Source organism: Pseudomonas pudica (assembly GCF_015680405.1).
GTDB lineage: Bacteria > Pseudomonadota > Gammaproteobacteria > Pseudomonadales > Pseudomonadaceae > Aquipseudomonas > Aquipseudomonas pudica.
Map to the genome: position 1 here is coordinate 1 of NZ_JADLJS010000041.1, position 21,084 is coordinate 21,084.

Here is a 21,084-nt window from a genome sequence, read left to right on the forward strand (position 1 = left end):
ACCTCTGGCATTCAGCTTGCCATTCACCGCTCTCACTTCAGATTCTAATCCCCTCTCAAGACACAAGCTGGCTTGCCGGCGATGGGCCGCAACGCGGCCCCAATGGCATCAACCGTGATTCTTGCCGAGCAATGCGTGATACAGCTCGGTATCCCCAAGAATCCCCACCACCTTGTCGTTATCCTGCAACACCAGCTTGTTGCCGGTCTGGTAACGAATCTGTAGCGCCTCGCGCATGCCGATATCGGCATTGACCAACGTTGGACGGCGGCCCAGCAGTTCCACATCCTGCCCAGGTGCCCAGTTCTGCAGGTCCAGCCCGTTCTGCCCTTGGCGTGCGCGCTTGATCGAGCCACCTTCGCCCAGGTCCAGCCACGAGTCGATACCCGGGTCCAGGCATACCGAACCATTCACCCGCTTGCAGTTGTCCAGGCTGCGCATCAGGCTGCGCCCGCACAGCACGTTCAGCGGGTTGGTGTGGGCGACGAAGGTACGTACATACTCGTCGGCCGGGTTGAGCACGATCTCTTCCGGCTTGCTGTACTGGATGATCCGGCCATCCTTCATGATGGCGATGCGGCTACCCAGCTTCAGCGCCTCGTCCAGGTCGTGGCTGACGAACACGATGGTCTTGCTCAGCTTGGCCTGCAGGCCAAGCAACTCGTCCTGCAGGCCCTGGCGGATCAGCGGGTCCAGTGCCGAAAACGGTTCGTCCATCAGCAGGATGTCGGCATCCATCGCCAGCGCCCGGGCCAGGCCCACGCGCTGCTGCATGCCGCCAGACAATTCGTCCGGTTTCTTGTTGCGCCACTGGGTCAGGCCCACCAGCTCGAGCTTCTCGTCGACCAGCTTGCGCCGTTCCTTCTCGGGGCGGCCCTGCATTTCCAGGCCAAAGCTGATGTTCTCGCGCACGGTCAGCCAAGGCATCAGGGCGAATTTCTGGAACACCATGGCAATGCGCTTGGTGCGCATCATCTTCAGCTCGGCGGGGGTGCAGTGGGCAATGTCGATGTGCTTGCCTTCGTGCTCGACGAACAGCTTGCCGCGGCTGACGGTGTTGAGGCCGTTGATGCAGCGCAGCAAACTCGACTTGCCCGAGCCGGACAGGCCCATCAGCACGCAGATCTCACCCTTCTGGATATCCAGGTTGGCCTTCTCGACACCCACCACCAGACCGGTCTGCTTGAGGATCTGCTCGCGGGTCTGGCCTTGGTCGAGCAGCGCCAGCGCTTCGCGCGGCTTGTTGGAGAAGATGACGTCGACGTCTTCGAAACGAATGATGCTCATGCTTCACCCCTTACCGGCAGGTCCGGTTGCTTGCAGATACGGTCGAGCATGATCGCCAGCAGCACGATCGCCAGGCCCGCTTCGAAGCCCAGGGAAATATCGGCGGTGTTCAGTGCGTTGACCACAGGTTTGCCCAGGCCGTCAGCGCCGACCAGGGCGGCGATCACCACCATCGATAGCGACAGCATGATGCACTGGGTAACGCCGGCGGCGATGCTTGGCATCGCATGCGGCAGTTCAATACGGGTGAGCAGCTGGCGCCGTGAGCAGCCAAAGGCCTTGCCGGCATCCATCAGCTCCTGCGGGACGTCGCAGATGCCCAGATAGGTGAGACGGATCGGCGCGGCGATGGCAAACACCACTGTCGAGATCAGCCCCGGTACCACACCCAGCCCGAACAGGGTCAGGGTAGGGATCAGGTAAACGAAGGTAGGTACCGTCTGCATCAGGTCGAGTACCGGGCGCATGGCGGTATAGAACATCGGTTTGTGCGCGGCGACGATGCCCAGTGGCACGCCGATGGCCACGCAAACCACCGTGGCGAAGGTGACCTGCGCCAGGGTTTCCATGGTTTCCTGCCAGTAACCCAGGTTGAGGATCAGCAGGAACGACAGGGCGACGAATGCGGTCAGCGCCCACTTGCGCTGGATGAAATGCGCCAGGGCGGCGAACAGAGCGATGAGCACGAACGGATTGAAGAAAGTCAGGGCACTGGTTACGCCATGGATCATGAACTCCAGGCCTTGCGCGATGGCGTCGAAGTAATTCGCGCCGTTCTGGGTCAGCCACTCGACGAACGACGCGATGTACTGGCCCAGGGGTATTTTCTGATCGATAAGCATGATAGCGAGCTTCCACCTGCATAGATTGAAATCAACCCGGGGCAGGCATGGGCCTGCCCCGAGGTAGCGCTATTGCGTATTTCGTTATTGCGTCAGCTTGGCCTTGGCCGCCTCAAGGCCGGGTTTGCCATCCACGGTGGTTACGCCGGCCAGCCAGGCATCCAGTTTGCCAGGGTTGTCCTTGAGCCACTTCTTGGCCGCCGCCTCGGGTTTCATCTTGTCGTCCAGGACATAGCCCATCATGGTGCTTTCATCCTTGAGCTCGAACGACAGGTTCTTCAACAGCTGGCCAACGTTGCTGCATTCCTGCACATAGCCCTTGCGGGTGTTGGTCAATACGGTCGCCTTGCCAAAGTCGGGGCCGAAGAACTCGTCCCCGCCGGTCAGGTACTGCATCTTGAAGCGAGTGTTCATCGGGTGCGGTTCCCAGCCGAGGAACACGATGGCCTCGCCGCGCTTCTGCGCACGGTCAACCTGCGACAGCATGCCGGCCTCGCTGGACTGGACGATCTTGAAGCCGGCGTCCTTCAGGCCGAAGGCGTTCTTGTCGATCATGCTCTGGATGGTGCGGTTGCCATCGTTGCCGGGCTCGATGCCGTAGATCTTGCCGTCCAGCTCCTTCTTGAACTTGGGAATGTCGCTGAAATCCTTCAGGCCCTTGTCATACAGCGCCTGGGGTACGGCCAAGGTGTACTTGGCGTTTTCCAGGTTGGCGCGCACTGTTTCGACAGTGCCGGCGTCGCGGTACTGCTTGATGTCGTTCTCCATGGTCGGCATCCAGTTGCCGAGAAACACGTCCAGGTCCTTGCCGGTGGCCAGCGACTTGTAGGTCACCGGTACCGAGATCATGGTGGTGTGGGTCTTGTAACCCAGTGCTTCGAGCACAACGCTGGTGGTCGCGGTGGTTACAGTGATGTCGGTCCAGCCGACATCCGAGAACCGTACCGTCTGACATTGCTCGGGTTCGGCGGCCTGGGCCAGCAAAGGCGCGGACAGCAACGCAACCAGCAACAGCGAGGGTGAACCTTTCATGGATGGACTCCTGTGATTTTGTCTTCGGGTTCGCGTGGGTCGCCGGGCTTTCTCAGGGTCCGGTCGACCAGGCCTGCAGAGGGCAGGATGCGTGGCCGTGCTTTACGAGTCGCTTTCGATAATCCTCCAGCGCTGGGCAATCGCCTACTGGTGGGGTCGTAACCAGTACGGAACGGGTCGTATCCAGTATGGGCGATGTCGCTTATGGATTTTTCCACCCCCTCAGCCGCATTTTTACGTCACCAGGCCGCCGGAAAGCGGCGTGGCGAGGGCAGCTCCCCGGTAGAAAACAGCGCGGCGCTGCTGGACAAAAGTACGTCGGTTGCAGACGGCGAGGGGGTTGATAAAAGCCCGATGATGCGTGCATTCAAGGCGGCCCGCTGCTTCAGCCTAGCAGCTGCCCCACCCTGCGCATGGCGCGCAGAGACAAGCCCAGCAAGAGGTGATTCGACAATGGCCATCAGCGTGTTCGACCTGTTCAAGATCGGTGTCGGGCCCTCCAGCTCCCACACCGTCGGCCCCATGCGTGCTGGCGCCCTGTTCGTCCAGGGCCTGCGCGAACGCGGCGAGCTGGAACGTGTGAAGCGGATCGAAGTGCGCCTGTATGGCTCGCTGTCGGCCACGGGGGTGGGGCATGGCACCGACAATGCCACCATCATGGGCCTGATGGGTGAATGGCCGGACGCCATCGACCCGACCCAGATCGCGCCGCGTATCGCCGACCTGCGCGAAACCAACACCCTGCAGCTGGACAGCCGCCTGCCCATCGAATTCGTCTGGGCCCGCGACATGCTGCTGCTGGACGAGAACCTGCCGTACCACCCCAACGCGATGACCCTGATCGCCGAAGGCGAGCAGGGCGAGCTGCATCGCGACACCTATTACTCGGTGGGTGGCGGCTTCGTGGTCGATGCCGCCCAGGCCGCCAGTGGCGTACTGGATGCGGACCAGACAGTGCTGCCGTACGACTTCAACAGCGCCGCCGAACTGCTGCGCCTGTGCAAGCAAAACGACCTCAGCGTGTCGCAATTGATGATGGCCAACGAGAAGGTCTGGCGCAGCGAGGAAGAGATCCGCGCCGGCTTGCACAAGCTGTGGGAAGCCATGCAGGAATGCGTCAACAACGGCCTCAAGTACGAAGGCACGCTGCCCGGCGGGTTGAACGTGCGCCGCCGCGCCGCAAAGCTGCACCGCAGCCTGCAGGAAATCGGCAAGCCCAACGTGATCGGCTCGACCATGAGCGCCATGGAATGGGTCAACCTGTTCGCCTTGGCGGTCAACGAAGAAAACGCCGCCGGTGGGCGCATGGTGACCGCGCCGACCAACGGTGCGGCGGGCATCATCCCGGCGGTGCTGCACTATTACATGCGCTTCAGCGATGCGGTGGATGAATCCAGCGTGGTCGACTTCTTCCTCGGTGCTGCCGCGGTGGGCATCCTGTGCAAGAAGAATGCGTCGATCTCCGGTGCCGAAGTGGGCTGCCAGGGTGAAGTCGGCTCGGCTTGCGCCATGGCAGCAGCGGGCCTTGCCCAAGTGCTGGGCGCGACCCCGCCTCAGGTGGAGAACGCTGCCGAAATTGCCCTGGAGCACAACCTGGGCCTGACCTGCGACCCGGTCGGCGGGTTGGTACAGGTGCCATGCATCGAGCGCAACGCGATTGCTGCGGTAAAGGCCATCAACGCGGTGCAGATGGCCCTGCGTGGTGATGGCGAGCACTTCATTTCCCTCGACCAGGTAATCCGCACCATGCGCGATACCGGGGCCGACATGCACGACAAGTACAAAGAGACCTCGCGCGGTGGTTTGGCAGTCAGCGCTATCGAGTGCTGATAGCTTTATCTGACATCAAGGGCCTCCTCGCGGGTGAACCCGCTCCCACAGGTACTGCGTTGCTCTCACTCGGGGTGCTGTACTTGTGGGAGCGGGTTTACCCGCGAAGACGCCCTTGAGTTTGAGGCAGGTGCAGCACCGCCCCCCAATGCCCCCTAATGGTGCAAGCGCGGCGCATACCGATCGTCGGGTGTCGTTATCAGTGTGGGCGTTGTCGGTGACACTCAATAGTGTCGTTTCTGGGCATCCTACACTGCGCGTGTCACCAAATTGCTCAGCCGTTACACGCACAGCGCCTAGCACGCCCGTTCTACGAAGATTGGCCAACTCGATCAAAGCACCTGATTTGTCTAACAAAGGCGTCGTTTTCAGGTTTTTTTGGATAGCCGTTCAATTTCAGGCACGGCGTTTGCGTTGAGATTGGCACCAAGGCCCCTGCACATGAAACCGGGGCCATACATAACAAGAAATCAGTGCTCGCCTGAGGCACACCCTGCATTTGTGTGAGGAGAAATCGCGATGACGTCGTACACCTCCGGGAACCCAACCCAGAACCGCACAGCCCCCCAGTCCATCGGGTTTCTCCTACTGGACAATTTCACTCTCATTTCCCTGGCATCGGCCGTGGAGCCGCTGCGCATGGCCAACCAGCTTTCCGGCCGCGAACTGTACCGCTGGCACACCCTCACCGCCGATGGTGGGCAGGTGTGGGCCAGCGATGGCTTGCAGATAACCCCTGACGCCGCCATGCACAGTGCGCCGCCCATCGATACCGTGATTGTCTGTGGCGGCGTGGGCATCCAGCGCAGCGTTACCCGCGAGCATGTCACCTGGTTGCAAACCCAGGCCCGTCAGTCGCGCCGTCTGGGCGCGGTATGTACCGGTAGCTGGGCCTTGGCCTGTGCGGGTCTGCTGGATGGTTTCGATTGCAGCGTGCACTGGGAATGCCTGGCGGCCATGCAGGAGGCCTACCCGCGGGTCAACATGAGTACCCGCCTGTTCACCCTCGACCGTAACCGCTTCACCAGCTCCGGCGGCACCGCGCCGCTGGACATGATGCTGCACCTGATCAGCCGCGACCACGGCCGTGAACTGTCGGCAGCGATTTCCGAAATGTTCGTCTACGAGCGCATCCGCAACGAGCAGGATCACCAGCGCGTGCCGCTCAAGCACATGCTTGGCACCAACCAGCCTAAGCTGCAGGAAATCGTCGCGTTGATGGAGGCCAACCTTGAAGAGCCGATCGACCTGGACGAACTGGCAGTGTACGTGTCGGTATCGCGCCGGCAGCTCGAGCGCCTGTTCCAGAAGTACCTGCACTGTTCGCCGTCGCGTTACTACCTGAAGCTGCGCCTGATCCGCGCCCGGCAGCTGCTGAAGCAGACGCCGATGTCGATCATCGAAGTGGCGTCGGTGTGCGGCTTCGTGTCTACCCCCCACTTCTCCAAGTGCTACCGCGAGTACTTCGGTATTCCGCCGCGTGACGAGCGCGTGGGCTCCAACACTGCGCAGCAGGTGGCGATGATGCCGATCCCGCAAGCCATGACCCTGTCGCCGCACAGCGGGCCGATGGCAGCCCTGAGCCAGGCGCGCAACGAGTCGACCTTTGCCAGTGTAAGGCTCTGAAACGGGACCGGCCTCTTCGCGGGTAAACCCGCTCCCACAGGTACTGGTGCGATACCTGTGGGAGCGGGTTTACCCGCGAAGAGGCCAGTACAGGAAAAATCAGTCAGGCGCGCTTGTTGAACTGCGCCAACGCCGGCAACAGCTGTTTGTCGATGGCCTGGCGCACCGCCGGCAGGATCGTCGCACTACCGGTATACATCTGCTCCACCATCCCCTTCAGCGCCCGTGCATTGGGCTCGGTCAGCCCACGCACTACCGCTTCGCACGCCTGCTCGGCAGTAGCGCCGGCCGGAATCTCGAACCCGCGCGCGCGCAGGTGGCCTGCCAGATCGTCCTGGTCAATCAAATCCGCATGCATCATGGCTGTTGTCCCTTTTATCGCTAAGAGAGTGCTGCTGTGATTTACGACCGATTCTGTGACGCTGGCGACATGCCCGCAACAACAGAATGGCGCCATGGCTGCTTTGGCTAAGAACAGGTCGTTCCCGGCTAATTCCACCTGCCGGGAAGTGCGCAAACTCAAGCCATCTACCGCAACGGAGGGTTTGGTCACCCTCGTTCGTGCACAGTGGATGTTGCTCGCTCTTGGCCCCGGATGCTCACGGCTTTCCGGGGTTATTTTTTGCCCGAAGCAACACCGCCGCCGCTATTGGCACACTGTCTTATTCAATGCTTGAAGGCTTGCATGCCCTCTGTGGGAGCGGGTTCACCCGCGAATGCGTCGGTAGCTCATCATCGCATTCGCGGGTGAACCCGCTCCCACAGGGTACGCAGTTTTGTTCAGGGCCGGGTGTTCAAACCCATCATACGTCCGAGGAACTCGGCCGGTGGCAGATCCTGTTGTTCATCCACCAACCCCTGCAGCAATCCGGCACTACGCTCACTGAACGGTGCCGACTTCGGCCCCGCCAGGTCAACATGCAGCAGCATCTGCTCGCTGGCCGCCAGTGCCTCGTCGAGCCCCGCCCGGTGCAGGCTGTGGTAGACATGCAGGCGCTTGCGATCGAAGCCGATGATCTGCGTCTGCACCCACACCTCGGTACCCAGCTTCACTTCGTGCAGGTAGTTTATGTGCGCTTCCAGGGTGAACAGCGAGTTACCGCTCTGGCCGCGGCTGTCGGCATCCAGGCCGATGCGCTCCATCAGCGCGTCGGTGGCGTAGCTGAAGATCAGCAGGTAGTAGGCATCACGCAGGTGCCCGTTGTAGTCGACCCAGTCTTCCTGGACCGGGGTACGGTAGGTGATCAGTGCGGGCATCGCGGTCTCCTCAGTCGCCGAAAGCCATACCGTGCTTGGCCTTGCTGGTCTTCACCGCTTCCAGCACTGCCAACAGGGTGTCATCACGATAGCGCTCCAGCGCGGCGATGCTGTGGTCGCCCAGTTGTTCGGAGGTCCCTTCGACCACATCGTCGATCAGCTTGTCGGTCAGCTCTGGTGCCGGCAGATAAGTCCACGGCAGTTGCAGCGCCGGGCCGAACTGGGCCATGAAGTGACGCATGCCTGCGTCACCACCGGCCAGGGTGTAGGTGAGGAACGTGCCCATGAACGACCAGCGCAGGCCGGCGCCGAAGCGGATGGCATCGTCGATTTCGCCGGTGCTGGCCACGCCGTCGTTGACCAGGTGCAGGGCTTCGCGCCACAGGGCTTCGAGCAGGCGGTCGGCGATGAACCCGGGCACTTCCTTGCGTACGTGCAGCGGGCGCATGCCCAGGGCGGTGTAGATGGTTTTGGCAGCTTCGATGGCCTCGGGGGCGGTGCGGTTGCCACCGACGATTTCCACCAGCGGCAGCAGGTACACCGGGTTGAACGGGTGGCCGACCACGCAGCGCTCGGGGTGGGTGGCAGATTCGTAGAACTCGCTGGGCAGCAGGCCCGAGGTGCTGGAACCGATGATTGCATCGGGTTTTGCGGCAGCGCTGACCTTTGCGTGCAGGTCGAGCTTCAGGTCCAGGCGTTCAGGGGCGCTTTCCTGGATGAAATCGGCATCGCGAACGCATTCCTCGATAGTGTCGACGAACTTCAGGCGTTGTTGTGAAGCGCCTGGTGCCAGGCCTTGCTTTTTCAATGCCGGCCAGGCGTTGGCGATGCGCTTGCGCAAGGCCTGCTCGGCGCCTGGCGCCGGGTCCCAGGCGACCACGTCCAGGCCGTGGGCCAGGGCGCGCGCAACCCAGCCGCTGCCGATCACGCCACTACCCAGGGCGGCGAAGGTCTTGATCTCGGTGATGAAGGTCATGTTGGGCTCCTGAAAGTGTCAGCGGCGTTTGAGGTTCATCTTTTCCCGGCCTTCTGCCGGGGTCAGCACGCGGGCGCCAAGGCGCGAAATGATCTCCACCGCGCGCTCGACCAACTGGCCGTTGCTGGCCAACACGCCACGGTCCAGATACAGGTTGTCCTCCAGGCCCACCCGCACGTTGCCGCCCAGCAGCACGGCCTGTGCGGCCATCGGCATCTGCATGCGGCCGATTCCGAACCCGGCCCAGGTGACGTTGGCCGGCAAGTTGTCGACCATCGCCTTCATGGTGGTGGTATCAGCCGGCGCGCCCCACGGGATGCCCAGGCACAGCTGGAACAGCGGGTCGTCGAGCAGGCCTTCCTTCATCATTTGCTTGGCGAACCACAGGTGGCCGGTGTCGAAGATTTCCAGCTCGGCTTTTACCCCCAGCTCGGTTATGCGCTTGGCGCCGGCGCGCAGTTGCGCCGGGGTGGAGACGTAGATCGAGTTGCCGTCGCCGAAGTTGAGGGTGCCGCAGTCGAGGGTGCAGATCTCCGGCAGCAACGCTTCGACATGCGCCAGGCGCTCCAGGGGGCCGATCAGGTCGGTGCCCGGGCCGAATTCCAGTGGTGTTTCACCTGGGCCGATTTCCAGGTCGCCACCCATGCCCGCGGTAAGGTTGACGATGATGTCCACGTCGGCTTCGCGGATGCGTTCCATGACTTCGCGATACAGCGCCACATCACGGCTGAAACGGCCGGTTTGCGGGTCGCGCACGTGGCAGTGGACCACGGTGGCGCCGGCTTTGGCAGCCTCTACGGCAGACTCGGCGATCTGCTTGGGGGTGACTGGAACAAGGTGGCTTTTCGAGGCGGTGTCGCCGGCGCCGGTGAGGGCGCAGGTGATGATGACGTCGTGGTTCATGACGGGGTTCCTTGTGGTGTCTGGTGGCCTTTTCGCGGGTAAACCCGCTCCCACAGGGAACGATGTTGCCCCTGGCATGTGCATGACTTGTGGGAGCGGGTTTACCCGCGAATGTGCCGGATCAGTTGGCAGTGAGGTTTAGGTTGTCGGCAGCCGGCTTGCCATCGAAGGTGGTCACACCCTCCAGCCAGCGGGCCTTGTCCTCGGGGTGGTCCTTGAGCCACTGGCGGGCCGATTCCAGTGCATCCTTGTGGTCGAGCAGCGGCTGCATCATGCGGCTCTCGTCCTCGGCGCTGAAGCTCAGGTTCGCCAGCAGGCGGTGGGCATTGGGGCAGCGCTCGGCGTAGTCTGGCGCAGTCACCGTCCACACTGTCGCGCGGCCTTCGTCAGGGCCCAGGGCGTCCTGGCTGTCGCCCAGGTAGACCATGTCGATATTCACGTTCATCGGGTGCGGTGCCCAGCCAAAGAACACCACGGCCTCGTTGCGCCGCACTGCACGGTCGACGGCGGCGAGCATGCCGGCCTCGCTGGATTCGACCAGCTGGAACTTGCCCAGGCCGAACTGGTTCTTGGCGATCATCGCCTTGATCTGGGTGTTGGCGCCGGAACCCGGTTCGATGCCGTAGATTTTCCCGCCCAGTTCCTTTTCGAACTTGTGGATGTCGGCGAAGGTCTTCAGGCCCTTGTCGGCCAGGTACTTGGGTACTGCCAGGGTGGCGCGGGCGTCTTCCAGGCTGGGCTTGTCGAGCACCTTGACCTGCTTGGCGTCGACGAACGGGGTAATGGTCTGGGTCATGATCGGGTTCCAGTAACCCAGGAACATGTCCAGGCGTTTGTCGCGGATGCCGGCGAAGATGATCTGCTGCGAGGCGCTGGTCTGCTTGGTCTGGTAGCCAAGGCCATCGAGCAGCACCTGGGCAATGGCGCTGGTGGCGATGACATCGGTCCAGTTGACCACGCCCAGACGGACGTTCTTGCAGGCCGCAGGCTCGGCGGCGAATAGTGGGGAAGTGGCGATGCTGCTCAGGGTAAGGGTCAACAGGCTGCGGCGGATCAAGCTGTGCATGGTGGCTCTCCATCGGCAGTGCATATTGTTATTGGGGTTCGACCTCTCTGGGTCGTATGAAGAAGCTACGCTGCTGTCAGGGTGGAAAATCGCACCCTGGCGACCAACATTTGCACGGAGGCGACCACCTTTGCCGTGGAGCATGCAATGCCGCAAATCATTCACTTCCTGTTGTTGCCCGGGTTCTCGGCCATGGGTTTCATCAGTGCCCTGGAACCACTGCGGGTGGCCAACCGCTTCAAGGGCTCGTTGTATCGCTGGCAGGTGCTGAGCCTGGACGGAGGCGCAGTGCAGGCCAGCAATGGCATGTCGGTGAACGCCGATGCAGCGCTGGCGGCGGGCGAACCTGGCGGCATCCTGCTGATCGTCGCCGGCTTCGAGCCATTGGCCTGTTACGGGCCGGCGCTGCAGCAGGCGCTACGCCGCCTGGACCATGAGGGGGTTGTTCTGGGGGGCATCGATACCGGCGCGGTGGTGCTGGCCGAGGCCGGTCTGCTCGACGGTCATCGCGCCACCGTGCACTGGGAGGCGCTGGAGGCGTTCAAGGAGAACTATCCGAGCCTGCAGGCGACCCAGGAGCTGTTCGAAATCGATCGCCGGCGCATCACCTGCGCGGGTGGCACTGCCTCGATCGACCTGATGCTCGACCTGATTGCGCAATCCCACGGCAGCGAGCTGGCGGTGCAGGTATCGGAGCAGTTCGTGTTGGGCCGCATTCGGCCGCGGCAGGATCATCAGCGGATGCAGATTGCCTCTCGCTATGGCATCAGCAACCGCAAGCTGGTGCAGGTGATCGGCGAGATGGAAAAGCATACTGAGCCACCGTTGAGCACATTGGAGCTGGCCGCCCGTGCCATGATCACCAGGCGTCAACTGGAGCGCTTGTTTCGTCTGCACCTGAATGACACGCCCAGTGGGTTCTATCTTGACCTGCGTCTGGACAAGGCGCGTCAGCTGCTTTGCCAGACGCAGATGAGCATCACGCAGGTAAGTGTGGCATGCGGTTTCGAGCTGCCGTCGTACTTTACCCGCCGGTACAAAAGACGCTTTGGACGCTGTCCTCGTGAAGAGCGTCAGGCGCTGAAGCCACAGCTGCCGGATCAGAACTGATCGAGGTCGGAATACGCCTGGAGGCGGTTTTCGATCTGTACTCGCCGCGCCTCGAAAGCCCGGGTGTCGAGTTTGGCGCCCATATGGTCCAGCAGCAGGGTCACGCGCGTCCGCGGAGCATCCGGGTCGGTCGCACAGCACAAGTGAAAGATGATCGCCAGGGGGCTGCCGTTGTCATCCAGGTCAAAGTCGATGCGCAGGTGCGAGCTGGCCGAGGTGCTGCGCAGCAGAGCGAGGTCTGGCTGTTTCAAGCCATTGAGTATGTCCTTGGCAACCCGCTCGAACTTGAGGTTGCGCCTCTGGGGCGCTGGAATCCAGCCGTTGAAGACGTCCTGAAACACGGCATCCGTGGGTACGCAGTTGATGCTTTTCGTCGTCCGTTCGAACAATTCGATACCGATGTCTTCCAGGCCCTGTAGAAAATGGTTGAACCAGCGCTGGCCGTCCTGTTGACGATCGTGAGCCTGGTTGGCCCCCAGTTGCGCCAGGCGCAGGCAGGCGTGAAGGTCCTCCCATGGTTGGGTGGCAGGTTTGGTGGGCATGCTTCTGGCCCTCGTCGCAAAGTAGGAAGGGGAGCCTGGCGCCGCTGGGCGGCGCCAGGTTCAGGTCAGATGTCCAGCGCCAGGATGTCGAACGCCTGGCTGGCCAGCTTCATCCTGACGGCATCGCGCATGGCGTCGAAGTGACGAACACTGAACGAGCCCTGCTGCGAGGCCCGGTAAACCCGGGTGTTCGACTTGTCGATGATGCGGCCAGCCGACCCAGCGGCTTTCTCGGCCTTGTCATAGCTCAGCTGAACGCTGGTCATGTGCATGATCGGTAGCCCTTGCGGTGTCATCTCGCAGGCCGAAATCTGAATGGTGCTGGATTTCCCCGAAACGCTCACGCTGCTTTCTTCAAGCAGTTGCTGCGCCTTCGGCGTTTGTACGATCGCTTCGAAGGATCGTTGTACACAGCGGCTCAGGCGGTGGCTGGCGCCGATCTGGACGGTGACGATCTGAGGCACCAGGGTGGCCAGCGTGTGGGTGTCCTTGTCGATTGCTTCCTCGACATGGGCGGCGCCGGTCAGCGTCCAGCCGAACTTGCCCAGACCGTCGTTGTAGAAGTTGTACCACTCGCGCTGCTGGGTTTCCTTGTCGAACTTCTTGTTCGCCGACAGGTTCATCAGGCGCATGCCATCGAGCACATCTTCGGCAACACTGGCCGGTACATCCGGGGCAAAGATGCAGACGGTGTTGGCTACCATGACGGCGCGTTCTTCGCCTTCTTTCTTCAGGGCGGCAATGGCGCTGTTCATGTCGGTCTTGCTGATAGTAGAGGTCATGTCTTGGTTTCCGATCTGGTTCATCATCGGCACCTCGGGTGAGGCGCCGGGGACGCACTTTGGTTCGGATCGTCAAGACAGATAAGCCGACAGCCTTTCCTGCCCAGGAACTTCCTTACTGCTGGCCGATGGACTGCAGGTACTCCGAGCGGTCATCGCTGCGCTGTGCCACGCAGGTGTTCCACGCCGCTTCGAACGCTTTGCTGCCCGGCTTCTCGGCGTAGGTTTCTACCTTGCAGTCGGCATCGCGCAGCTGCGTCCACAGTTTCTCGGCGGCATCCATGCGCCCGGCCAGGGCATCGGCCTTGTCGCTTTCGTCGGCGTACTGGTCGCGAATGCGCTGGATAAGGTCGTCATACGCCGACTTCAGTTCACGCTCGGCCGTCTGCTTGTTGAATGCCGCGCAAGCATATGTCTGCTGGTCGGTCTCTACGTTGTCGCACGGGGTGCTTTCTTCCTCGCCGGCCTGGGCGCCCGATACGATAGCCAGCAATACCAGCCATGCCATTGATTTCATCCGTTTTCTCCTCAACAAGGCTGACGAATCGGCTGGATTCTCGCTCAGCTGTCGGCAAGACGATAGCTCCCTGAAGAAATGTTCATGAAACGGCCGGAAATGTCGTTATCGAGACTGTCTCTCATCGCCAGACGGCGCGCCAGAGGGCGCGATGTCGCGCATTGACGCTTTCGGCAAACCCCCTGTCGTTTTTGCATCGGGGCGCTGTTGGGCACAGGCATATGCTGGCCCCAAAGCGCCGGCAATAAGGTTTGGCGCAAACCCATTCAATAAAAGGGGACAGCCTGATGAGCCCAGCCGAACTTCACGCCGACAGCATCGTCATTGACGGCCTGATCATTGCCAAATGGAACCGCGAGCTGTTCGAGGACATGCGCAAAGGCGGGTTGACTGCGGCCAACTGCACGGTGTCGGTCTGGGAAGGTTTCAAGGCTACCGTCGACAACATCGCCGCCAGCCAGAAGCTGATCCGCGAAAACAGCGACCTGGTGATGCCGGTGCGCACCACTGCCGACATCCGCAAGGCCAAGGAGCTGGGCAAGACCGGTATTCTTTTCGGCTTCCAGAACGCCCATGCCTTCGAAGACCAGATCGCCTATGTCGACGTCTTCAAGCAGCTGGGCGTGGGCATCGTGCAGATGTGCTACAACACCCAGAACCTGGTCGGCACCGGCTGCTACGAGCGTGACGGCGGCCTGTCGGGCTTCGGCCGCGAGATCGTTGCCGAAATGAACCGCGTCGGCATCATGTGCGACCTGTCCCACGTCGGCTCCAAGACCTCCGAAGAAGTCATCCTCGAGTCGAAAAAGCCGGTCTGCTACTCGCACTGCCTGCCTTCGGGCCTGAAAGAGCACCCGCGCAACAAGTCGGACGAAGAGCTGAAGTTCATCGCCGACCATGGCGGTTTCGTCGGTGTGACCATGTTCGCGCCGTTCCTGGCCAAGGGCATCGACTCCACCATCGACGACTACGCCGAAGCCATCGAATACACCATGAACATCGTTGGTGAAGACGCCATCGGTATCGGTACCGACTTCACCCAGGGCCACGGCCAGGACTTCTTCGAGTACCTGACCCACGACAAGGGTTACGCCCGTCGCCTGACCAACTTCGGCAAGATCATCAACCCGCTGGGCATCCGCACTGTGGGCGAATTCCCCAACCTCACCGAAACCTTGCTCAAGCGCGGCCACTCCGAGCGCGTGGTGCGCAAGATCATGGGTGAGAACTGGGTCAACGTCCTCAAGGACGTGTGGGGCGAGTAAGCCGCTCTCCAAGCCTGAAAGCCCCTGCCAGCAACGCCGGGGCATCCCAATAAAAAATTTTATGGAGTTGAGTTTCCATGGCCAAGATCGCCCCGCAATTGCCAATCGAAGTAGACAGCGAGACCGGTGTCTGGACCAGCGACGCCTTGCCGATGCTGTATGTGCCGCGCCATTTCTTCGTCAACAACCACATGGGCATCGAAGAAGTCCTGGGCGCCGACAAGTATGCCGAGATCCTCTACAAGGCCGGCTACAAGTCCGCCTGGCACTGGTGTGAAAAAGAAGCTGAGTGCCATGGCCTGGAAGGCGTGGCGGTGTTCGAGCACTACATGAAGCGCCTGAGCCAGCGTGGCTGGGGCCTGTTCGAGATCCAGGACATCGACCTCGACAAGGGAACCTGCAGCGTCAAGCTCAAGCACTCCGCGTTCGTGTACGTCTATGGCAAGTGCGGCCGCAAGGTCGACTACATGTTCACCGGCTGGTTCGCCGGCGCCATGGACCAGATTCTCGCTGCCCGCGGCAGCTCGATCCGCACTGTGGCCGAACAGGTCTATGGCGGGTCGGAAGAAGGTCACGAAGATGGCCTGTTCGTCGTCAAGCCGTTGTAAGCCGGAGATAGCGTCATGGCATTCGAAGCAATGTTCCAGCCGATCCAGATCGGCAAACTGACCATCCGCAACCGTGTGCTCAGCACCGCGCACGCCGAGGTCTACGCCACTGACGGCGGCATGACGACCGACCGCTACGTGAAGTACTACGAAGAAAAGGCCAAGGGCGGTATCGGCCTGGCGATCTGCGGCGGCTCGTCGGTGGTGGCCATCGACAGCCCGCAGGAGTGGTGGTCGTCGGTCAACCTGTCGACCGACCGCATCATCCCGCACTTCCAGAACCTGGCTGACGCCATGCACAAGCATGGCGCCAAGATCATGATCCAGATTACCCACATGGGCCGTCGCTCGCGTTGGGACGGCTTCAACTGGCCGACCCTGATGTCGCCGTCGGGTATCCGTGAACCCGTGCACCGCGCCACCTGCAAGACCATCGAGGTGGAAGAGATCTGGCGCGTGATCGGCAACTACGCGCAAGCTGCCCGCCGCGCCAAGGAAGGTGGCCTGGACGGCGTGGAACTGTCGGCCGTGCACCAGCACATGATCGACCAGTTCTGGAGCCCGCGCGTCAACAAGCGTACCGACGAATGGGGCGGCACCTTCGAAGGCCGCATGAAGTTCGGCCTGGAAGTACTGAAGGCCGTACGCGCCGAAGTCGGTGACGATTTTTGCGTGGGCATGCGTATCTGTGGCGACGAGTTCCACCCCGATGGCCTCAGTCACGAGGACATGAAGCAGATCGCCGCCTACTACGACGCCACCGGCATGATCGATTTCATCGGCGTGGTCGGCTCGGGTTGCGACACCCATAACACCCTGGCCAACGTCATCCCCAACATGAGCTACCCGCCGGAGCCGTTCCTGCACCTGGCCGCCGGCATCAAGGAAGTGGTCAAGGTCCCGGTACTGCACGCGCAGAACATCAAGGACCCGAACCAGGCCACGCGCATCCTGGAAGGCGGCTATGTCGACATGGTCGGCATGACCCGCGCGCACATCGCCGACCCGCACCTGATCGCCAAGATCAAGATGGGCCAGGTCGACCAGATCAAGCAGTGCGTCGGTGCCAACTACTGCATCGACCGCCAGTATCAGGGCCTGGACGTGCTGTGCATCCAGAACGCCGCGACCTCCCGCGAATACATGGGGGTGCCGCACATCATCGAGAAGACCACCGGGCCCAAGCGCAAGGTCGTCATCGTCGGCGCCGGCCCTGCCGGTATGGAAGCGGCCCGCGTGGCTGCCGAGCGCGGCCACGACGTGACCGTGTTCGAGAAGAAGGACCAGATCGGCGGGCAGATCACCATCGCCGCCAAGGCGCCGCAGCGCGACCAGATCGCCGGTATCACTCGCTGGTACCAGCTGGAGTTCGCCCGCCTGAAGATTGACCTGCGCCTTGGCACCGCCGCTGACGTGGCGACCATCCAGGACCTGCGCCCGGACATCATCGTGCTGGCGGTGGGTGGGCATTCGTTCCTGGAGCAGAACGAGCACTGGGGCGCCGCCGAAGGGCTGGTGGTCAGCAGCTGGGATGTGCTCGACGGCAAGGTTGCGCCGGGCAAGAACGTGCTGGTGTACGACACCATCTGCGAGTTCACCGGCATGTCGGTGGCTGACTTCATCGCCGACAAGGGCAGCCAGGTGGAGATCGTCACCGACGACATCAAGCCGGGCGTGGCCATGGGCGGTACTACCTTCCCGACCTACTACCGCAGCATGTATCCGAAAGAAGTGATCATGACCGGCGACATGATGCTGGAAAAGGTCTACCGCGAAGGCGACAAGCTGGTGGCGGTGCTGGAAAACGAATACACCGGCGCCAAGGAAGAGCGTGTGGTCGACCAGGTGGTGGTGGAGAACGGCGTGCGTCCTGACGAGCAGCTGTACTACGCACTGAAGGAAGGTTCGCGCAACAAAGGCCAGATCGACGTGGAGGCGCTGTTCGCCATCAAGCCACAGCCGATCCTCAGCCAGCCGGGCGAAGGCTACCTGCTGTACCGCATCGGCGACTGCGTGGCCCAGCGCAACGTGCATGCGGCGATCTACGACGCCTTGCGCCTGTGCAAGGACTTCTGATCGAGAAAAATCGTCGCCACCGGGCGCGGTCCCTGTGGGAGCGGGTTCACCCGCGAAAGCGTCAGCACAAGCAACAAAGTTGTCTGATCTGACGCATTCGCGGGTAAACCCGCTCCCACAAGGGGCCAATCCCATCTTCAGAGTGGCGCAAGAATCCAGCTGTTGTGGGAGCCTCCCATGTTGAACACCCTTCTACCTATCCTGCTGTTCGCTGCCCTTGGCCTGGCAGTGCTCGGCGCCCTGCGCCGGGTGCGCATGTGGCGGCGTGGCCGGCCGTCCAAGGTCAACCTGATCGGCGGCCTGCTGGCCATGCCGCGCCGTTACCTGGTGGACCTGCACCATGTGGTCGAGCGCGACAAGTACATGTCCAAGACCCACGTGGCCACCGCTGGCGGCTTCGTGCTGTCGGCCGTGCTGGCGATCCTTGTGCACGGCTTCGGCCTGCAGAGCAAGATTCTCGGCTACGCGTTGCTGGTGGCTACCGTGATCATGTTCAGCGGCGCCATCTTCGTCTTCAAGCGCCGCCTCAACCCGCCTTCGCGCCTGTCCAAGGGCCCGTGGATGCGCCTGCCGAAGAGCCTGCTGGCGTTTGCCGTGAGCTTCTTCATCGCCACCTTGCCGGTCGCCGGCATCCTGCCGGCCAACACCGGTGGCTGGGTGATGGTGGGCATTCTCGGCCTGGGCGTGCTGTGGGGCGTGTCGGAGCTGTTCTTCGGCATGACCTGGGGCGGCCCGATGAAACACGCCTTCGCCGGTGCCCTGCACCTGGCCTGGCACCGCCGCGCCGAACGCTTCGGCGGCGGCCGCTCCACCGGCCTCAAGCCGCTGGACCTGGAAGACCCGAACGCGCCGCTGGGCGTGGAAAAGCCGGTGGACTTCACCTGGAACCAGCTGCTGGGCTTCGACGCCTGCGTGCAGTGCGGTAAATGCGAAGCCATGTGCCCGGCCTTTGCTGCCGGCCAGCCGCTGAACCCGAAAAAGCTCATCCAGGACATGGTCATCGGCCTGGCCGGTGGCACCGATGCGCAGTTCGCCGGCAGCCCATACCCGGGCAAACCGATCGGTGAGCATGGCGGCCACCCGCACCAGCCGATCGTCAATGGCCTGGTCGACGCCGAAACGCTGTGGTCGTGCACCACCTGCCGTGCCTGCGTCGAGGAATGCCCGATGATGATCGAGCACGTCGATGCCATCGTCGACATGCGCCGTCACCTCACCCTGGAAAAAGGCGCTACCCCGAACAAGGGTGCCGAAGTGCTGGACAACCTGATCGCTACCGACAACCCGGGCGGCTTCGCCCCCGGTGGCCGCATGAACTGGGCCGCCGACCTCAACCTGCAACTGCTGTCGGAGGTGAAAACCACCGAGGTGCTGTTCTGGGTCGGTGACGGTGCCTTCGACATGCGCAACCAGCGCACCTTGCGCTCGTTCGTCAAAGTGCTCAAGGCTTCGGGCGTGGACTTTGCCGTGCTCGGCCTGGAAGAGCGCGATAGCGGCGACGTGGCTCGCCGTCTGGGCGATGAGGCGACCTTCCAGCAATTGGCCAAACGCAATATCCAGACCCTGGCCAAATACAAGTTCCAGCGCATCGTCACCTGTGACCCGCACAGCTTCCATGTGCTGAAGAACGAGTACGGCGCCCTGGGCGGCGACTATCAGGTGCAGCACCACAGTACCTACATCGCCGAACTGATCGCGGCCAACAAGCTCAACCTTGGCCAGCACAAGGGTGGCAGCGTCACCTACCACGACCCGTGCTACCTGGGCCGTTACAACGGTGAGTACGAAGCTCCACGGGCTGTGCTCAAAGCCCTGGGTATCGAAGTGCGCGAGATGCAGCGCTCCGGCTTCCGTTCCCGCTGCTGCGGCGGTGGCGGCGGTGCGCCGATCACCGACATCCCGGGCAAGCAGCGTATCCCGGACATGCGCATGGACGACATCCGCGAGACCGAGGCCGAACTGGTAGCCGTGGGGTGCCCACAGTGCACCGCCATGCTCGAAGGCGTGGTCGAACCGCGCCCACAGATCAAGGACCTGGCCGAGCTGGTGGCCGACGTGCTGATCGAAGCGGACGCGCCCTCTGCCCCAAAGCCGCAAACGGCCAAACGTGAACCTGCGGAGGTGCACTGATGAGCGACATTATCCGCCGCGACCCACGCGCCGAGTGGATCGCCCGTAACCGTCTGCACCCGCTGCATGCAGCGATGCAGACGCAGCAGACCAGCTGGATGGGGCCCAACGGCCTCATCCGCAAGAACCCCCATGCGATTGCCGCAGGCTTCATCGGCCCGGCCGGCATCAAGCGCATCGACCGCAGCGGCGCCCAGCAGGGCACTGCCGTGGGCGGGCGACGCACGGCGGCGGTTGAGGTCAAGCTGCCGCTGCACCAGGTACCTGCGCCGGCGTTCTACATTGCCGTGGTGCCGGACATGGTCGGTGGCCGCCTGAGCAGCCACGACCGCGACCTGCTCGGCCTGGCCCACAGCCTGGCCGGCAGCGACGGTGCGGTGCTGGCAGTGGTGTTTGGCGAGCACAAGGAAAGCAACTTTTCCACAGCCGGGGTCGACCGCCTGCTGGCCATCGAAGGCGAGGCTTTCGAAGGTTATGCACCGGAGCAACTGGTACAAGGCCTGCGGGCTGTGGATAACCAGTTCACCCCGCGCCACTGGCTGCTGCCCGACAGCCGCACCGGTGGTGGCGAACTGGGCCGGCGCCTGGGCGCGGCACTGGGCGAGCGCCCGGCGACGCGGGTATGGCAGGTCAAGGACGGCCAGTGCATCGGCCGTGCCGGTGCCGGCCAGCAGGATCTGCAGCGCGCCGTACCACGCTTGATTCTGGCGGCGGCCGAGTGCGCCGAGCCGGTCAGCGAAACCCGTCACGAAGCGCTACCGGTGGAGTTGTCCACAAGCGTTGCGCGCAGCCTGTCGCGGATCGAAGACCTGGGCTCGGTGGCCGTGGACCCGGCCACCATTGCCATGGCCGAGGCCGAGTTCATCGTCTCGGGCGGCAACGGGGTCAAGGATTGGGACCTTTATCACAAGGCCACTGCGGCCCTCGGCGCCACCGAAGGCGCCTCGCGGGTGGCGGTGGACGACGGCTTCATGCCCCGTAACCGTCAGGTGGGTGCCACCGGTACCTGGGTTACCGCGCGGGTCTACGTGGCTGTGGGTATCTCGGGCGCGATCCAGCACCTGCAGGGCATCGGCGCCTGCGACAAAGTGGTGGCGATCAACATGGACCCGGGCTGCGACATGATCAAACGGGCCGACCTGTCGGTAATTGGCGACAGTTCGGCGATTCTCCAGGCACTGATCGAGGCTGTGGACAACTACCGCAGCGGCGGCCAGCGCGACGCGGCATAAGGG

19 protein-coding genes are annotated in these 21,084 nt (G+C 62.6%); 8 read left to right on the forward strand and 11 right to left on the reverse strand.

What is annotated here, in order from left to right:
* Nucleotides 1-108: 108 nt before the first annotated feature.
* From choV to IRZ77_RS21765, 3 genes are all read right to left on the reverse strand, one after another.
* Nucleotides 109-1,287 (reverse strand): choline ABC transporter ATP-binding protein, encoded by a 1,179-nt coding sequence (gene choV, locus IRZ77_RS21755; protein WP_003257485.1) that lies wholly within the window; start codon nucleotides 1,285-1,287, stop codon nucleotides 109-111.
* Nucleotides 1,284-2,132: a choline ABC transporter permease subunit gene (gene choW / locus IRZ77_RS21760; RefSeq protein ID WP_169774667.1), complete on the reverse strand. Its 849-nt coding sequence runs from the start codon at nucleotides 2,130-2,132 to the stop codon at nucleotides 1,284-1,286. The genes choV and choW overlap by 4 nt, the downstream gene beginning before the upstream one ends.
* An 81-nt stretch (nucleotides 2,133-2,213) precedes the next feature.
* Nucleotides 2,214-3,161 (reverse strand): choline ABC transporter substrate-binding protein, encoded by a 948-nt coding sequence (locus IRZ77_RS21765; protein WP_046614496.1) that lies wholly within the window; start codon nucleotides 3,159-3,161, stop codon nucleotides 2,214-2,216.
* A 453-nt stretch (nucleotides 3,162-3,614) separates the two neighbouring features.
* Between IRZ77_RS21765 and IRZ77_RS21770 the strand changes: the two genes are divergently transcribed.
* Both IRZ77_RS21770 and gbdR read left to right on the forward strand, forming a co-directional pair.
* Complete coding sequence (locus IRZ77_RS21770; RefSeq protein WP_046614495.1) at nucleotides 3,615-4,991, forward strand: L-serine ammonia-lyase; 1,377 nt, start codon at nucleotides 3,615-3,617, stop codon at nucleotides 4,989-4,991.
* Nucleotides 4,992-5,510: 519 nt separating this feature from the next.
* Complete coding sequence (gene gbdR, locus IRZ77_RS21775; protein ID WP_025337376.1) at nucleotides 5,511-6,617, forward strand: choline metabolism transcriptional regulator GbdR; 1,107 nt, start codon at nucleotides 5,511-5,513, stop codon at nucleotides 6,615-6,617.
* Nucleotides 6,618-6,720: 103 nt separating this feature from the next.
* Here the strand turns inward: gbdR and IRZ77_RS21780 are convergent, their stop codons facing one another.
* From IRZ77_RS21780 to choX, 5 genes are all read right to left on the reverse strand, one after another.
* The gene (locus IRZ77_RS21780; protein ID WP_046614493.1) at nucleotides 6,721-6,978 is read right to left on the reverse strand and encodes a hypothetical protein; all 258 of its coding nucleotides are present in this window, start codon (nucleotides 6,976-6,978) and stop codon (nucleotides 6,721-6,723) included.
* 419 nt (nucleotides 6,979-7,397) lie between these two features.
* Nucleotides 7,398-7,874, reverse strand: coding sequence for a thioesterase family protein (locus IRZ77_RS21785; protein ID WP_085600004.1), 477 nt, complete (start codon nucleotides 7,872-7,874; stop codon nucleotides 7,398-7,400).
* 10 nt (nucleotides 7,875-7,884) lie between these two features.
* A complete protein-coding gene (locus IRZ77_RS21790; protein WP_196174418.1) occupies nucleotides 7,885-8,850 on the reverse strand; it encodes an L-carnitine dehydrogenase in 966 nt (321 codons plus the stop codon).
* 18 nt (nucleotides 8,851-8,868) lie between these two features.
* Entirely contained in the window at nucleotides 8,869-9,753 is an 885-nt protein-coding gene (locus tag IRZ77_RS21795; protein ID WP_046614490.1) for a BKACE family enzyme, read from the reverse strand.
* 121 nt (nucleotides 9,754-9,874) lie between these two features.
* A complete protein-coding gene (gene choX, locus IRZ77_RS21800) occupies nucleotides 9,875-10,819 on the reverse strand; it encodes a choline ABC transporter substrate-binding protein (RefSeq protein WP_135001875.1) in 945 nt (314 codons plus the stop codon).
* Nucleotides 10,820-10,966: 147 nt separating this feature from the next.
* Between choX and IRZ77_RS21805 the strand changes: the two genes are divergently transcribed.
* Nucleotides 10,967-11,929 carry a GlxA family transcriptional regulator gene (locus IRZ77_RS21805; protein ID WP_135001876.1) on the forward strand — a complete coding sequence of 321 codons (963 nt, stop codon included), beginning with the start codon at nucleotides 10,967-10,969 and terminating at the stop codon, nucleotides 11,927-11,929.
* Here IRZ77_RS21805 and IRZ77_RS21810 read toward each other — a convergent pair.
* The 3 genes from IRZ77_RS21810 to IRZ77_RS21820 form a co-directional block, all read right to left on the reverse strand.
* Nucleotides 11,920-12,471, reverse strand: a complete 552-nt coding sequence (locus IRZ77_RS21810; RefSeq protein ID WP_196174419.1) for a hypothetical protein — start codon at nucleotides 12,469-12,471, stop codon at nucleotides 11,920-11,922. The genes IRZ77_RS21805 and IRZ77_RS21810 overlap by 10 nt on opposite strands.
* Nucleotides 12,472-12,536: 65 nt before the next feature.
* A complete protein-coding gene (locus tag IRZ77_RS21815) occupies nucleotides 12,537-13,253 on the reverse strand; it encodes a hypothetical protein (RefSeq protein ID WP_085600014.1) in 717 nt (238 codons plus the stop codon).
* 115 nt (nucleotides 13,254-13,368) lie between these two features.
* Nucleotides 13,369-13,770 (reverse strand): lysozyme inhibitor LprI family protein, encoded by a 402-nt coding sequence (locus tag IRZ77_RS21820; protein ID WP_135001879.1) that lies wholly within the window; start codon nucleotides 13,768-13,770, stop codon nucleotides 13,369-13,371.
* Between the two features lie 287 nt (nucleotides 13,771-14,057).
* Between IRZ77_RS21820 and IRZ77_RS21825 the strand changes: the two genes are divergently transcribed.
* From IRZ77_RS21825 to etfA, 5 genes are all read left to right on the forward strand, one after another.
* On the forward strand, nucleotides 14,058-15,035 hold the full coding sequence (locus IRZ77_RS21825; protein WP_023382781.1) for a dipeptidase: 978 nt from the start codon (nucleotides 14,058-14,060) through the stop codon (nucleotides 15,033-15,035).
* 77 nt (nucleotides 15,036-15,112) lie between these two features.
* The gene (locus IRZ77_RS21830; protein ID WP_046614486.1) at nucleotides 15,113-15,643 is read left to right on the forward strand and encodes a DUF5943 domain-containing protein; all 531 of its coding nucleotides are present in this window, start codon (nucleotides 15,113-15,115) and stop codon (nucleotides 15,641-15,643) included.
* A gap of 15 nt (nucleotides 15,644-15,658) precedes the next feature.
* Nucleotides 15,659-17,719 (forward strand): dimethylglycine demethylation protein DgcA, encoded by a 2,061-nt coding sequence (dgcA, locus tag IRZ77_RS21835; RefSeq protein ID WP_046614485.1) that lies wholly within the window; start codon nucleotides 15,659-15,661, stop codon nucleotides 17,717-17,719.
* A 177-nt stretch (nucleotides 17,720-17,896) separates the two neighbouring features.
* A complete protein-coding gene (gene dgcB, locus IRZ77_RS21840) occupies nucleotides 17,897-19,849 on the forward strand; it encodes a dimethylglycine demethylation protein DgcB (RefSeq protein ID WP_046614484.1) in 1,953 nt (650 codons plus the stop codon).
* Nucleotides 19,849-21,081, forward strand: a complete 1,233-nt coding sequence (etfA, locus tag IRZ77_RS21845; protein ID WP_196174420.1) for an electron transfer flavoprotein subunit alpha — start codon at nucleotides 19,849-19,851, stop codon at nucleotides 21,079-21,081. The genes dgcB and etfA overlap by 1 nt, the downstream gene beginning before the upstream one ends.
* Nucleotides 21,082-21,084 lie beyond the last annotated feature (3 nt).